This window comes from Streptomyces sp. P6-2-1, assembly GCF_050613165.1.
In the GTDB taxonomy this organism is placed as follows: Bacteria; Actinomycetota; Actinomycetes; order Streptomycetales; family Streptomycetaceae; genus Streptomyces.
In genome coordinates, this window is the sequence record NZ_CP192513.1 from 6,678,035 (window position 1) to 6,692,530 (window position 14,496).

The 14,496-nt window shown below is 72.8% G+C and carries 9 protein-coding genes; 4 read left to right on the forward strand and 5 right to left on the reverse strand.

The genetic code is table 11. The features are described from left to right. Nucleotides 1-16 precede the first annotated feature (16 nt). The 3 genes from ACQYWQ_RS28125 to gmd form a co-directional block, all read right to left on the reverse strand. Nucleotides 17-721 (reverse strand): hypothetical protein, encoded by a 705-nt coding sequence (locus ACQYWQ_RS28125; RefSeq protein ID WP_431038538.1) that lies wholly within the window; start codon nt 719-721, stop codon nt 17-19. Between the two features lie 105 nt (nt 722-826). Further along, entirely contained in the window at nt 827-3,559 is a 2,733-nt protein-coding gene (locus ACQYWQ_RS28130) for a DUF7594 domain-containing protein (protein ID WP_431038540.1), read from the reverse strand. Nucleotides 3,560-3,794: 235 nt separating this feature from the next. After that, complete coding sequence (gmd, locus tag ACQYWQ_RS28135; protein ID WP_431038542.1) at nt 3,795-4,808, reverse strand: GDP-mannose 4,6-dehydratase; 1,014 nt, start codon at nt 4,806-4,808, stop codon at nt 3,795-3,797. 158 nt (nt 4,809-4,966) lie between these two features. On the opposite strand from gmd, the gene ACQYWQ_RS28140 reads away from it, so the two are divergent. After that, nucleotides 4,967-5,908, forward strand: a complete 942-nt coding sequence (locus tag ACQYWQ_RS28140; protein WP_431038544.1) for a GDP-L-fucose synthase family protein — start codon at nt 4,967-4,969, stop codon at nt 5,906-5,908. 58 nt (nt 5,909-5,966) lie between these two features. Here ACQYWQ_RS28140 and ACQYWQ_RS28145 read toward each other — a convergent pair whose 3' ends face one another. After that, the gene (locus ACQYWQ_RS28145) at nt 5,967-7,436 is read right to left on the reverse strand and encodes a sugar transferase (RefSeq protein WP_431038545.1); all 1,470 of its coding nucleotides are present in this window, start codon (nt 7,434-7,436) and stop codon (nt 5,967-5,969) included. 418 nt (nt 7,437-7,854) lie between these two features. Here ACQYWQ_RS28145 and ACQYWQ_RS28150 point away from each other — a divergent pair, with 418 nt between their 5' ends. From ACQYWQ_RS28150 to ACQYWQ_RS28160, 3 genes are all read left to right on the forward strand, one after another. Continuing rightward, nucleotides 7,855-9,432 (forward strand): glycoside hydrolase family 71 protein, encoded by a 1,578-nt coding sequence (locus ACQYWQ_RS28150; RefSeq protein WP_431038547.1) that lies wholly within the window; start codon nt 7,855-7,857, stop codon nt 9,430-9,432. Nucleotides 9,433-9,524: 92 nt separating this feature from the next. Next, on the forward strand, nt 9,525-11,417 hold the full coding sequence (locus tag ACQYWQ_RS28155) for an ABC transporter ATP-binding protein (RefSeq protein ID WP_431038549.1): 1,893 nt from the start codon (nt 9,525-9,527) through the stop codon (nt 11,415-11,417). 17 nt (nt 11,418-11,434) lie between these two features. Then, entirely contained in the window at nt 11,435-12,367 is a 933-nt protein-coding gene (locus ACQYWQ_RS28160) for an aminoglycoside phosphotransferase family protein (protein ID WP_431038550.1), read from the forward strand. 686 nt (nt 12,368-13,053) lie between these two features. On the opposite strand, the gene gndA is transcribed toward ACQYWQ_RS28160, so the two are convergent. After that, entirely contained in the window at nt 13,054-14,493 is a 1,440-nt protein-coding gene (gene gndA, locus ACQYWQ_RS28165; protein WP_431038551.1) for an NADP-dependent phosphogluconate dehydrogenase, read from the reverse strand. Between the last annotated feature and the right edge of the window lie 3 nt (nt 14,494-14,496).

Consider the following 14,496-nt stretch of genomic DNA (forward strand, 5'->3'; position numbering starts at 1 on the left):
TACCCGTGCGGCTCTCTCAGGCGGGCAGCCAGGCGTAGCACCCCTGCGAGACGAACTTCTCGGTGCCCGCGGGGACGTCCACCGTGACCTTCTCGGGATTCGTGCCCTGCGGCGGGCCCGAGGCGAGGGTCCTGCCGCCCGCGCCGAGCGCCTGCCACGTGCACGTGCTCGCGTCGGCGGTGAGCGCGCGGTACGTGCCGGGGGACGGGTTCTTCTTCGTCCCCTCGGTGAAGCCCTGCCTGGCCCGGTCCAGGAGCGGCTGCTGATCCGGGCAGAGCTGCCCGATGGCGGCGACCGCGTCGGGGATCTCGCCCGTGATGAGCGCGCCGACGGCGGCGTCCTTGTCGTGCGAGGCGGTCAGCTTCAGCCGGTCGCAGGCCTCCTGCCCGGTCTGGAGCACCGCGGCGGGGTCCATGTTCTCGGGCACCCGGCCGCTGAGGAACTTCTTCTCCTTCTTCGTGAAGGAGCCCGTCGCCGGCTCGAGCTTGTCGTCCGATTCGACGGGCCCGCTCGGCTTCGTCTCCTTCACGGCCTCGTTGCGGGCCGGGGCCTTGGACCCCGAGGGGCTCGGCGAGGCGGCGGCCGAGGACGGCGCCAGGGGCCGCCCCGCCGCCGCGTCGTCCTTGTCCCCGTCGTCCGAGGAACCGCAAGCGCTCAGCGCGAGCAGCGCCGTGCCGAGCACGAGCGCGCCCGCGAGGGGCCGGCGAGTGGTGGTGCGCATGGAACTACTCCTGTACGGGAGGAACACGGGCGGGGACGTGGTCGGTACGGGACGGGGCCGGACCCCTGAAGGTGTCCGGCCCCGCGCGTGCGACACAGCCCCGGTTTACGGCGCGCCGAACGTGAGGACGAGCTGCGGGGTCTGGGCCCCCGCCGCCGCCTCGCTCGACCACAGCCACAGCGGGTCGGTGCCCTCGCTCGTCATCGCCATGCTGTACTCGCCGCCGAGCGCCGCCTTCATCGCGCTCGTGTCGAGCAGCGCCGAGTACACGGTCGAGCCCTCGGTCGCGCCGCTCAGCGTGCCGAGCGTCGTGTTCCCGAGCGCGGGACGGTTCTTGTACGTGACCCCGTCCTCCGTCCAGTCACCCGTGACCGGCTGGATGCGCAGGTCGTCCTCGGTGCCCGCACCCGCCTGCGTGGACGTCTTCACCGCGAGCCGCGCGCTCTTGAGGACGGTCCCCGCGGGCGCCTTCGGCAGCGTGAAGCGCAGGTAGCTCTCGTACGCGGAGGTGCCGCGCACGGCGAGCGAGCTGGACGAGCCGTAGTTGGTGCTGGGCGCACCGGCGTTGGCGTAGGTGTCCTCGCTCGCCGTCACCTTGACGATGGTGTCGGCCGGCGCCGGGTTGGTCGCGAGCTGGTAGTGGGTGTTGACCTGCTCGGGCGTCAGCGCCTTGTCGTAGACGGCCGTCTCGTCGATCTGGCCGTTGAAGAACTGGCTGGAGGGGGCCTCGGGCCAGCCGCTGACGTTGTCGCCGCCGACGTGCCAGTACCCGGAGTACGCCTGGTTGCCCGTGACGTCGTTGCTCGACTGGAGCTTGCCGTCCACGTACAGCTTCATGCCGGAGGCGTCCTGCGTGGCGACGGCGTGGTGCCACTTGCCGTCGTTGAGGCCCGCACTCGACGCGACCGTCTTCGGCATGCCCGGGTGGGCACCGAAGACGACCTTGCCCGCGTTGGTCATGTACAGGTGCTTGTCGTAGTTGCCGCTGCCCCTGGTGCCCGTCTGGTCACCGAAGCCGAGCAGCTTCCCGCCCTGCGTCGTGGTCGTCTTGAACCACGTCTCCAGCGTGTAGGCGCCCTTGACGGTCGTCCTGCGGTCGGTGTTGACCTGCTGGTTCGTCCCGTTGAGGCTCAGGGCCTTCGAGTCGTTCAGGACGCCGGCGGCGGAGCCCGTCGACGGCGTGTTGCGGCCGAGGCCGTGCAGGTCGCCCGCGGAGAGGTCGCCGACGAAGGGGCCGCTCGTCTCGTCGTAGCGCCAGTACATCGAGGCGCCGTCGTCGAGCACCGCCTTCGGGTACGCCTGCGTGCTCTCGGGCACGGTCACGGTGACCGCGTTCGACTGCGCGCTCGTGTTCCCCGCGGCGTCCGTCGCGGTGACCCGGTAGGTGTAGGTCTCGCCCGCCTTCGCCGTGGTGTCCGTGAAGGAGAGCTGAGGACGCGACCACTCCAGCGAGTCGCCCGTCATCGTGTGGATCGGCGTCGCCGAACCGTTGCGGTACACCTTGTACGTCAGGCGGCTGTCGTCGAGATCGAGCGCCGTGCGCCACCGCACCTGCACCGCGCCGGGCTCGACGCTCGCCGCGCTCGCCTGCGGCGCCCCGGGCGCCCCGGTGTCCGGCCCCGTCGCGAAGCGGGTCAGGCCCTGCGCGGCACTGCCGTTGACGGTGGTGAACTCGCCTCCGACCCACAGGTACTTCGTCGCGCCCGTGCCGGATATGGACATCGCGCGCGGGCCGATGCCCTCGCCGAGGCCGTCGTTGGTGTCCGGCATCCAGCCGAGCTTGTGCACGTCGTCCACGGGCTGCGCGAGCAGGTGGTGGCGGCGGCCGTCGGGGAACTCGTCGACGCTGGAGCAGTCGTGCGCGTGCGAGGCGCTGTAAAGCACGCCCTCGTACGGGAGCACCGACTGCGTGGCGCCGAGGCACGTGTCGCGCCAGCGCTGCGCGTAGGTGTCGAGGTCGACGGCGATCCGGCCGTCGAAGACGCCGCCGCCCGTGCCCTCGTTGCCCGTGTAGAACCCGGTGCCGTCCGTCGCGATCGACTTCACGACCGAGTTCTGCGGCACGAAGTTGCCCGGGTAGGTCTTGACGTTGGCGCCGGTCTTCGCGTCGACCACGCCGAGCGCGTGCGAGTCCGCGCCGTTGACGGTGAAGAAGTCCCCGCCGAGCAGGACGTGCTGGTGGTCGGGCGTGACCGCGATGGCCCGGCCCGGCTGGTCGGCGTCGGCCTGCCAGGGCAGCACCGCGCCCGTGGTGGCGTCCACGGCGCCGAAGCGCTTGTGGGGCTGGCCGCCCACGGTGGTGAAGTCGCCGCCCGCGTACACCGTGTTCCCGGAGACCGCGAGGGCCCGGACGGTCGCGGGGAAGCTCGCCTTGAAGTCCGTCTTCGGCTTGCACGTCGCGACGTCGATCGCGGCGAGGCTGCTCACGGGGACGCCGTTGACCGCGCCGAAGTATCCGCCGACGTAGAGCGTCTTGCCGTCCTCGGAGACCGCCATCGCGCGGACCGTGGCAGTGCCGCTCGACACGGTGAAGGACAGGTCGCAGTCGATGGGCGCGCCCGTCGCCGCGTCCATCGCGGCGAAGTTGACCGCGCTCTTCGGTGTCCCCGCCTGTCCGTCGGGCGGGCGCACCTGCGAGAACGTACCGCCGACGAAGACCGTGTCACCGGACTGGGCGAGCGCCCAGACGATGCCGTTGGTCTGCCAGGTCGGCAGGTCGTCCGCGGTGAAGGCGACCGGCGCGGTGAGCGCGGCGGCCTGGGGGGCGGCGAGCGCCCCCAGCCCCATGACGGAAGCGGAGAGGACAAGGGCAGCGGAGAGCCCCTTGGATCTTTGCATCTATCCCCCAAGGCGTTGGGCCCGGCGAGCGGCCTGCTCTGGCCGAAGTGGTCGTATCTTCGCAGGAGATACCCGGTCACATGAGCGCGGGGTGCCGACTCATGGGGCTTCCTTGACCTGATTGGTATGAAACAAGCGCGAGTGCCTGCGGGAAAGCGGTTGTCCCAGGGGCCTCCGCCGCGTCGCGGGCGCCCGGTGTACGGCCTGTGGTGTACGCCGGGCGCCCGCCGGTGCCTCAGCGGTCGATGCGCACCGTCGCGCCCGCGAGCTGGTCCCCGACCTGGCGCACATCGGCGTCGACCATGATCCGGGCCAGTTCCTCGACGAGCACCGTGGGCTTCCAGCCGAGCAGTTCGCGCGCCTTGCTCGCGTCGCCGATGAGCGCGTCGACCTCGCTCGGGCGCTCGTACTTCGCGTCGTAGCGCACGTGCGCGTTCCAGTCGAGCCCGGCGTGTGCGAAGGCCGTCTCGGTGAACTGACGGACCGTCGCGGGCACCCCGGTGGCCACGACGTAGTCGGTGGGCTCGTCGTGCTGGAGCATCCGCCACATGGCCTCGACGTACTCGGGCGCGTAGCCCCAGTCCCGCACCGCGTCCAGGTTGCCGAGGTACAGGTGCTCCTGGAGCCCGGCCTTGATCCGGGCCACGGCCCGGGTGATCTTGCGGGTCACGAAGGTCTCGCCGCGGCGCGGGGACTCGTGGTTGAAGAGGATGCCGTTGACCGCGAACATGTCGTACGCCTCGCGGTAGTTGACCGTCGCCCAGTAGGCGAAGACCTTGGCGGCGCCGTAGGGGCTGCGCGGGTGGAAGGGCGTCCCCTCGTTCTGCGGGGGCGGCGTGGCCCCGAACATCTCCGAGGAACTGGCCTGGTAGATGCGGGTGTCCACGCCCGAGGCGCGGATCGCCTCCAGGAGCCGCAGCGCGCCGAGCCCCGTGACGTCGCCCGTGTACAGCGGGGCGTCGAAGGAGACACGCACGTGCGACTGGGCGCCGAGGTTGTAGACCTCGTCGGGGCGTATCCCGCGCAGCAGGTTCACGAGCGCGACCCCGTCGCTGAGGTCGGCGTGGTGGAGCACGAGACGGCGGTCATCCTCCTGCGGGCCCTGGTAGATGTGGTCGATGCGCTCGGTGTTGAAGCTCGACGAGCGGCGCAGCAGCCCGTGCACCTCGTAGCCCTTGGCGAGCAGCAGCTCCGCCAGGTACGAGCCGTCCTGCCCGGTGATGCCGGTGATCAGCGCGGTCTTGCTCATGGGTGGTTCCCCTCCTGAACCGGCCGGCCGGAGGGGCCGCCTTGGTGGTTCTGACATCTGCTGTGGCTGTGCTGGTTCTGTTGTGTTCTGTGACGGTCCGCACGGAAAAATCCCGCCCGGCTGCCCACGGCGTCGCTCGTCCTGGCATGATCCGGTCCATGACGCAATCGCAGCTCCTGCCCGAGCGGGCCCGCATATTCGTCGCCGGGCACCGCGGCCTCGTGGGCTCCGCCGTCGCCCGCAGGCTCGGCGCCGACGGCCACGAGGTGCTCACCAGGACCCGTACCGCACTCGACCTGCGCGACGCCGCGGCGACGGCCGCGTACCTCAAGGAGACGCGCCCCGACGCCGTCGTCCTCGCGGCCGCCAAGGTCGGCGGGATCATGGCGAACTCGACGTACCCCGTGCAGTTCCTGGAGGAGAACCTCCAGATCCAGCTCTCGGTCATCGCGGGCGCGCACGCGGCCGGGGTCGGGCGCCTGCTCTTCCTCGGCTCCTCGTGCATCTACCCCAAGCACGCGCCGCAGCCCATCCCTGAGGACGCGCTCCTGACAGGCCCCCTGGAGCCCACGAACCAGGCGTACGCGCTCGCGAAGATCGCCGGCATCACGCAGGTGCAGTCCTACCGCAGCCAGTACGGCGCCGCCTACATCTCGGCGATGCCGACGAACCTCTACGGGCCGGGCGACAACTTCGACCTGGAGACCTCGCACGTCCTGCCCGCCCTCGTGCGCCGTTTCCACGAGGCGAAGGCCGAGGGTCGCGAGGAGGTCGTGCTGTGGGGCTCGGGCAGCCCGCGCCGCGAGTTCCTGCACGTCGACGACCTCGCCGCCGCCTGCGCGCTGCTCCTGCGCTCCTACGACGGCGCCGAGCCCGTCAACGTCGGCTGCGGCGAGGACCTGACGATCCGCGAGCTGGCCGAGACGGTCCGCGACGTCGTCGGCTACGAGGGCCGCGTCGCCTGGGACACGAGCAAGCCGGACGGCACCCCGCGCAAGCTGCTCGACATCTCGCGGCTCGCCTCGCTCGGCTGGAAGCCGCGCATCGGCCTGCGCGAGGGCATCGCGGGTACGTACGAGGCGTGGCGCGCCACGCTCTGAGACGGCGCGTACGGGGCGTGGCGCGCCGGGGGTCGGTCTCCCGGCGGCCCGCCCCGGGTCAGTACGCACCGCGTCCGTCGACGACGGCGCGGAGCGTGCGGGCCATGACGTCCACGTCGCTCGTGAAGGACCAGTTGTCGACGTAGCTCAGGTCGAGCGCGACCGTCTCGTCCCAGGACAGGTCGGAGCGCCCGCTGATCTGCCAGAGCCCCGTCATCCCGGGGCGCACCGCGAGGCGGCGGCGCTCGGTCTCGGAGTACGTGGCGACCTCGTCGGGCAGCGGCGGGCGCGGCCCGACGAGGGACATCTGCCCGCTCACGACGTTGAGCAGCTGGGGCAGTTCGTCGAGCGAGGTCCTGCGCAGGAGGCGGCCCACGCGCGTGACGCGGGGGTCCCTGCGCATCTTGAACATGGCGCCGTCGTTCTCGTTCTCGCTCGCCAGCGCGGCCTTCATCTTGTCGGCGCCGACCTTCATGGAGCGGAACTTCCACATCATGAACGGCACACCGTTCTGCCCGACGCGCTCGCTGCGGTAGAAGACCGGTCCGCGCGAGGTGAGCTTGACGGCGAGCGCGATCCCGAGCAGGAGCGGCGAGACGACCGCGATGCCGAGCACGGCGAGTACGCGGTCGAGGACCGTCTTGAGCACCGGCTGCATCCCGCGCCGCACCGGTGGCGCGATGCGCAGCAGGGCCATCCCGGCCGCCGACGTCGTCTCGACGCGCTTCGGCGCGACCTCGACGAGCCCCGGCGCGACGGCGAGTTCGAGGCCCGCGTCATGCAGGCCCCACGAGAGCTGCCGCAACCGTGCCCCGGACATGACACGCCCGGCGGCGACGAGGACGAGGTCGACGCGGAGTTCGGCGGACGCGGCGAGCACGAGCGTCGTGTCGGCGCCCGGCGTGGTCTCCGCCTCGTCGGGCAGCCTGGCCGCGAGCCTGAGGCCCGCGTCGAGCGGTGCCGAGCCGAGCGCCACGACGCCGACGACGACGTACGGGTGGTTGGTGTGCCCCGCGAGGTGCCCGGCCACCGATTCCACGGCGGACGGCTCGCCGAGCAGGAGGACCCGTACGACGCCCTGCGCGGCCCTGCGCGTCTTGGCGAGGTGGCGGAAGGTCAGCTTGCGGCACGTGAGCGTGAGCACCAGGGCGGGCACGAGCGCGCCGAGGCTCACGAGCTGGCCGTGGTGGAGGTCGGCCGCCACGTAGACGAAGGCGAGGACGCCGAGCAGGATGAGCCAGTCGTGCAGGACGGGGAGCGCCCCGCGCGACTCACCGATCGCGCGGCGCGCGTACCGCTGCCGGAACGCCTGCACGAGCAGCCAGGCGAGCGCGGCGACGGCGGCGCTGATCAGCGGGTGCGGCTGGCCGTGGTGACGGAACAGCAGAGCGACCGGTACGGCCGTCCCCGCGAGGTCGACGAAGAGCGCCACCGGCTGGTACCAGCGCGGCTTGCTGCCAGGAGGCAGCCCCCTGGGCAGCCGGCTGACAGCGGACGCACTGGTCTCAGGCGACTGGACATGCCACATGTACCCCCCCGGCACGTGTTGACGAACCACGACCCATCGGCCGAATCCCCGAACGGCGAACAAGTGTGGCAAGGGAGAACACTAAGCCACGCAAAGGGCCGTGTGTACCTCCGTTTACAGGAAAGTCCGCTTCCGGTGACCCGTGGTTAACCCGGCGTTGCGGGGGTGGCGGCGGGGCCTGCCGGTCTCTGTTCGCGCGGGTGTTCGTGAAGCGAACGAAGTGCCCCCAGTATGCCCGAGCTGTGAAGGGGGGCACACGGCGGGCGAGCTTGATCGCCTTTGGCCGGAAGTGACACGAGTGGCCGACTTTCGGCCTCTTGTTGTGGGATGGCGCGCGATCCGCTGTACTACTGGCGCCCGTACCACCACCAGCGGCGCCGCCCCCCACCGCGGGCGCCCGTGACCGAGGGGGACAGCCGTGCCGCTGCCGCCGCACCGCCGCATCCCGCGGGTACGCCGCCTGCGGCTGCCGCTCGCCGTCCTGCTCGGGCTCGCCCTGCTCGGTCTCGTCGCCGGTACCGGGCTCGCCCTCGGCGGCAAGGACGACGGCCAACAGCCCGCGGCCGCACGCCCCCTGCCCCCGGACGCCGCCGCCTCACCGCTCCCGGAGCCCGTCCGCCCCACCGCCGACGCGCTGCCCTTCGACCTCCCCGCCGTCAAGGCCCTGCACGCGAGCGGCAAGAAGGTCTACGCCCACTACTTCACGCCCTACCCGCTCTCGCTCGACAACCAGGCCCCCGGCGCCGACTACTACGCCCGCAACTACCTGCGGCCCGAGGGCGAGAGCGGCAAGCACGCCGCGTACGGCGGTCTCCTGCGCGATCGCCCGCGCCCCGTCGCCCCCGGCAAGGGCGACTGGCAGCGCGCCAACCTGGAGCGCGAGGTGCGCACGGCGCGCGACGCCGGGCTCGACGGATTCACCGTCGACCTGCTCTCGCTCTCCGGACCCCACTGGGACCGGGTCAAGCTCCTCATGACGGCGGCCCACGCCGTCGACCCCGGGTTCCGCGTCGTCCTCATGCCGGACATGGTCGCCCTCGCCGGCACCGACCCCGGCACCCTCGCCGCCCGCCTCGCCGAACTCGCCGCATCCCCCGCCGCCGGGCACTTCCCCGACGGCCGCCTCGTCGTCTCCCCCTTCAAGGCCGAGGCGAAGGACCCCGGCTGGTGGCGCCAGGTACTCGACACCCTCCGTACGCGGCACGGCACCGACGCCGCGCTCCTCCCCGTCTTCCTGGACTTCCCCGCGAACGCCGCGCGCTTCGCGCCGCTCAGCGAGGGCTTCAGCGAGTGGGGCAACCGCAGTTACACGGCGCAGGGCGGGGCCGCGGTCGACGTCGCGCGCGCCAAGGACCTCGGCAAGCTGTGGATGCAGCCCGTCTCGGTCCAGGACGCCCGCCCCAACCAGGGCGTCTACGACGAGGCGGGCAACACGGAGACGCTGCGCGCGAGCTGGCGGGCCGCCATCGACGCGGGCGCCGACTGGGTCCAGCTCACGACGTGGAACGACTACAGCGAAGGCACCCAGTTCGCGCCCTCGCTCCACAACGGCTACACCTACCTCGACCTCTCCTCGTACTACCTGACCCGCTTCAAGACCGGGAGCTGGCCGAAGATCGTCCGCGACACGGTGTACGTCACCTCACGCACCCAGTTCGCTGCCACGCCACCCGCCCAGGGTGCGGCGAAGACCATGAAGCTGCGCGGCAACTCGGCCCCCGCCCGCGACACCGTCGAAGCGCTCGCCTTCCTCAGCGCCCCCGCCGCCGTCCGTGTCCTCCAGGACGGCGCCACGAAGGAGAAGCGCCTCAACACGGGCGTCCACCCCCTCGTCGTCCCGCTCCGTACGGGCTCGGCGACCGGCGAGATCTGGCGCGACGGCACCCGCACCGCCTCCGTGCGCACCGAGTACCCCGTCGAGGCGAAGCCGGAGGTGCAGGACCTCCAGTACTACGGGGTCTCCTCGGGGCGGACGGGGACGAGGGCGGGGGACTGAGGGGCGCCCGTAGGGGACCGGCCCCCGGGGCGCACGGGAACTCCACGGGGACGCTTGACCTCAACAATGCTTGAGCTTCTAGCGTCCGGTGCATGAGCCTCGACATGACCGCCTGGTCCCAGCTCCAGGCATTCCGCCAGGAACAGGAAGCCCGCCCCCTCGCCCGTGCGACCCTGCGCCGCATCGCCGCCTTCGCGCGCCCCCGCCGCCGCGCGCTGCTCGCCTACCTGCTCACCGGCGTCGCCGCCGCCGTCCTCACCGTCGCGACCCCGCTCCTCGCGGGCGACGTCGTCGACACGATCGGCTCCGGCGGCACGCGTACCCGCGTCATGGTCCTCGCCGGGCTCATCGCCCTCGCCGCGCTCGCCGAAGCCGCGCTGACCCTCCTCGGCCGCCGCCTCTCCGCCACGATCGGCGAAGGACTCATCCTCGACCTGCGCACCGCCGTCTTCGACCACGTCCAGAAACTGCCCGTCGCCTTCTTCACCCGGACCCGCACCGGAGCCCTCGTCAGCCGCCTCAACAACGACGTCATCGGGGCCCAGCGCGCCTTCAGCAGCACTCTCTCCGGGATCGCGACGAACCTCGTCACGCTCCTGCTGACCCTCGCCGTCATGCTCGCCCTCTCCTGGCGCATCACCCTCCTCGCCCTCGTCCTGCTGCCCGTCTTCGTCGTCCCCGCGCGCCGTACGGGCCGCCGCATGGCCGCGCTGAGCCGCGAGGCCGCCGAGCACAACGCCGCGATGGGCTCCCGCATGACGGAGCGCTTCTCCGCGCCCGGCGCGACGCTCGTCAAGCTGTACGGGGACCCGCGCGCCGAGTCCGCCGAGTTCGCCGCCCGCGCGGCCCGCGTCCGCGACATCGGCGTCCGCGTCGCGATGACGCAGACCGTCTTCCTGACCCTCCTCACCCTGGTCTCGGCGCTCGCCCTCGCGCTCGTCTACGGGCTCGGCGGCTCCCTCGCGCTCGCCGGGAGCCTCGACACGGGCACCGTCGTCTCGCTCGCCCTCCTCCTCACGCGCCTCTACACGCCGCTCACCGCGCTCGCCGGGGCCCGCGTCGAGATCATGGGCGCGCTCGTGAGCTTCGAGCGGGTCTTCGAGGTCCTCGATCTCGTCCCGCTCGTACGGGAGCAGCCCGGCGCGCGGGACGTCCCCGATGGCCCCGTCGGCATCGCCTTCGAGGGCGTCCGCTTCGCCTATCCGGCAGCCGACGCCGTCTCGCTCGCCTCGCTCGAAGAGGTCGCGACGCTCGACGACCGGGGCGGCGAGGAGGTCCTGCACGGCGTCAGCTTCCGCGCCGAACCGGGGCAGACCGTCGCCCTCGTCGGTCCCTCGGGCGCGGGCAAGTCCACACTCGCGCAGCTCCTGCCGCGCCTGTACGACGCCGACGCGGGCGCCGTGCGGGTCGGGGGCATCGACGTGCGGGACCTGAGCGCCGCCTCGTTGCGGGCCACTGTCGGCATGGTCACGCAGGACGGCCACCTCTTCCACGACACGGTCCGCGCCAACCTCCTCATCGCGCGCCCCGCGGCGAGCGAGCCCGAGGTGTGGGAGGCGTTGCGCCGCGCCCGTATCGACAGCCTCGTCGCCCGCCTGCCCGACGGCCTCGACACCGTCGTCGGCGAGCGCGGCTACCGCCTCTCGGGCGGCGAACGCCAACGTCTCACGCTCGCCCGGCTGCTCCTCGCTGGCCAGCGCGTCGTCATCCTCGACGAGGCGACCGCGCACCTCGACAACTCCTCCGAGGCAGCCGTTCGCGAAGCGCTCGCCGAAGCCCTCGCGGACCGCACGGCCCTGGTCATCGCCCACCGCCTGAGCACGATCCGCGCCGCCGACCTCATCCTCGTCGTCGAGAACGGCCGCATCACGGAACGCGGTACGCATGACGAACTCCTCGCGCGCGACGGCCGGTACGCGGCACTGCACGAGGCGCGCGTGAGGGAGGGGGACGAGGGGAGCGCGCGGGAGGTGGGGGTGGGGTAGCCGCGTAGGGTGCCCGGATGATCGTGGTTCCGGAGGAGTTCGCGCGGGGCACCACAGGGCGCGAGGGCGAGGCCGGACGGGCGTGGCTCACCGCGCTGCCCGCTCTCGTGGCCGGGTTGCTGGAGCGCTGGGAGTGCGCGCCGGACGGCGCGGTCCTGCACGGGGGAGTGGGCCTCGTCGTGCCGGTACGGCGGCGGGGCGGGGAGCGCGCCGTGCTGAAGGTGTCGTTTCCGCATCCCGGCAACGTCCACGAGCCGGACGCGTTCGTCGCGTGGGGCGGCCGGGGCGCCGTCCTGCTGCACGAGCGCGACGACGCGCACTTCGCGATGCTCCTGGAGCGCGCACGGTCCACGACCCTGGCGGAGGCCGCCGAAGGGGACGAGGTGGTGGCGGTCGCCGGGCGGCTGAACCGCCGGCTGGCCGTACCCGCGCCGCCCGGGCTGCCCCGGCTGTCCGAGCGGGCGGCGGACTGGGCGGAGGAGCTGCGCAGGGACGCGGCGGAGCTGCCGGATGCGCTGCCCCGCCGCGTACGGGAGGCCGCCGTGACGAGCCTTCGGGAGCTGGGCCCGGACCAGCCGCACACCCTTGTCCACGGCGACCTGCACGCCCGGAACATCCTGCGGGCCGACCGGGAACCCTGGCTCGCCGTCGACCCCAAGGGGTACGAGGGCGATCCCGCGTACGACGGCGGCACCCTGCTCAAGTCCCGCGCCCTGACCCTCCTGGAGGCGGACGACCTGCGCAAGGCGGTCCACCGCGTCCTGGACGTCTTCGCCGAGAACGCCGGACTCGACCGCCGGCGTGTCGCGCGGTGGGCCCAGTTCCACGCCGTCCAGGCCGCGTACTGGGGGCGCAGGAACGGCTTCCGCGTCGCCCGCGAGGGACCGCGCCTCGACCGGCTCACCTTGTTCGTGAGCCGCCTCGCGGAGCTGCTCACCGAAGAGGCGTAGGCCGCGCCGGGCGGTCGGCCGTAGCCTTGCGTTTCCTGCCGGCCGTTTCCCGCTGCGCCGTTTCCCACCGGGCCGTTTCCCGCTGTGCCCTCTCCGCTGTGCCGTTTCTGCTGTGCCGTTTCCGCTGGGCCATCCGGATCAGGGGGCCCGCGTGGCCGCGACGCGGGTGGGTAGGCGGGGGAGGACTCCGAAAGCCGCAGTCGTCACAGGCCGGAAGGAGACCCCTCATGACCGTCACCACTCCGGGCAGCTTCCCGGGTACGGGCCCCGGGCTCACGAGCCCGCCCGATCCCATGCCGCCCGCGCCCACGCCGGGCCCCACCCCCGTCCCGCCGGACCCCGTGCCGGACCCCGAACCGCCGCGCCCGACGCCGCCCCCCGGTCCCGGCCCCTCGCCCACGCCCGAGCCCGTACCGCCCAGGCCGACCCCGCCCCCGGGCCCCGGCGTCCCGGACCCCCTGCCCCAGCCGCCGCTCCCCGGCCCGGCCCCGTCCCCCGTACCGCCCTCGCCGGGCCCCGACCCAGAGCCTCAGCCGGGACCGGTGTAACCGCGAGGCCGGGATTGCGGGGCGAGCCGGCGCCCCGCCGCCGGGCCCCGCCCCTCCGGCCCCACGGCGGAGGGGCGGCCCCCACCCGGGTGGCCGCCCCGCCGCTGTACCCGGCGGCTGCCGTTCACCGGCCCCCGCTCAGGACTCCACCTCCGTGCGGTCCCCGCCCCACAGCGTGTGGAACGTGCCGTCCCGGTCCACACGCTGGTACGTGTGCGCGCCGAAGTAGTCGCGCTGCGCCTGCGTCAGCGCGGCGGGCAGGCGCGGGGCGCGCAGGGCGTCGTAGTACGCGAGCGCCGTGGCGAAGCCCGGCGTCGCGACGCCCTGCCGTACCGCCGTCTGGACGACGTCACGCCAGTCGCCCTGCGCCCCCTCGACCTCGCTCGCGAACTGCGGGTCCGAGAGCAGGCTCGGCAGCTCGGCCTGCTTCGCGTACGCGGCCGTGATGCGGTCGAGGAACGCGGCGCGGATGATGCAGCCCGCGCGCCAGATCGACGCGACCGCGCCGAGGTCGATGTCCCAGCCGTACTCGGCGCTGCCCGCGGCGATCTCGTGGAAGCCCTGCGTGTACGAGACGATCTTCGAGGCGTAGAGCGCCTGCTCCACCTGGTCCGCGAAGCGCGCCGCCTCCGCCTCCTCCAGCGGCTTCGGCGTCGGCCCGCTCAGGTGCCCGGACGCCTCGCGCAGCGCCGTGTGCCCGGAGAGACTGCGCGCGAAGACCGCCTCGGCGATCCCCGAGACGGGCACCCCGAGGTCGAGCGCGATCTGTACCGTCCAGCGCCCCGTCCCCTTCTGCTCCGCCGCGTCCGCCACGACGTCCACGAAGGGTTTCCCGGTCTTCGGGTCGGTGTGCTTGAGGACCTCGGCGGTGATCTCGATGAGGTACGAGTCGAGGCGGCCCGTGTTCCACGTGCGGAAGACGTCGGCGATGCGCGCGGGCGAGTACCCGGCGACGTCGCGGAGCAGCTGGTACGCCTCCCCGATGAGCTGCATGTCGGCGTACTCGATGCCGTTGTGCACCATCTTGACGAAGTGCCCGGCACCGTCGGGACCGATGTGCGTCACGCAGGGCGCGCCGTCCTCGGCCTTCGCCGCGATCTTCTCCAGCATCGGCCCGAGCGCCTTGTACGACTCCTTCGAGCCGCCGGGCATGATGCTCGGCCCGTTGAGCGCGCCCTCCTCGCCGCCCGAGATGCCGGTGCCCACGAAGTGGATGCCGCGTTCGCGCAGCTTGCGCTCGCGGCGGCGCGTGTCGGCGAAGTGGGCGTTGCCCCCGTCGACGATCATGTCGCCCTCTTCGAGGAGCGGGGCGAACTCGTCGATCACGGCGTCCGTCGCCTCACCCGCCTTGACCATGACGACGAGCCTTCGCGGCCGCTCCAGGGCCGCGACGAACTCCTCGGCGCTCTCGGTGGGCACGAAGGAGCCCTCGTCGCCGAACTCCTCGACGAGAGCACGGGTCTTCGCCGCGGTGCGGTTGTGCAGGGCGACGGTGTAACCGTGACGCGCGAAATTGCGGGCCAGGTTGCGGCCCATGACCGCGAGGCCGGTCACGCCGATCTGAGCGGAAGCGCTCATGTG

Coding starts and splice junctions, on each gene's coding strand:
- ACQYWQ_RS28160 (WP_431038550.1), top strand. CDS start 11,435: ATGATCGTGGTTCCGGAGGAGTTCGCGCGGGGCACCACAGGGCGCGAG.
- ACQYWQ_RS28145 (WP_431038545.1), bottom strand. CDS start 7,436: ATGTGGCATGTCCAGTCGCCTGAGACCAGTGCGTCCGCTGTCAGCCGG.
- ACQYWQ_RS28130 (WP_431038540.1), bottom strand. CDS start 3,559: ATGCAAAGATCCAAGGGGCTCTCCGCTGCCCTTGTCCTCTCCGCTTCC.
- gmd (WP_431038542.1), bottom strand. CDS start 4,808: ATGAGCAAGACCGCGCTGATCACCGGCATCACCGGGCAGGACGGCTCG.
- gndA (WP_431038551.1), bottom strand. CDS start 14,493: ATGAGCGCTTCCGCTCAGATCGGCGTGACCGGCCTCGCGGTCATGGGC.
- ACQYWQ_RS28140 (WP_431038544.1), top strand. CDS start 4,967: ATGACGCAATCGCAGCTCCTGCCCGAGCGGGCCCGCATATTCGTCGCC.
- ACQYWQ_RS28155 (WP_431038549.1), top strand. CDS start 9,525: ATGAGCCTCGACATGACCGCCTGGTCCCAGCTCCAGGCATTCCGCCAG.
- ACQYWQ_RS28125 (WP_431038538.1), bottom strand. CDS start 721: ATGCGCACCACCACTCGCCGGCCCCTCGCGGGCGCGCTCGTGCTCGGC.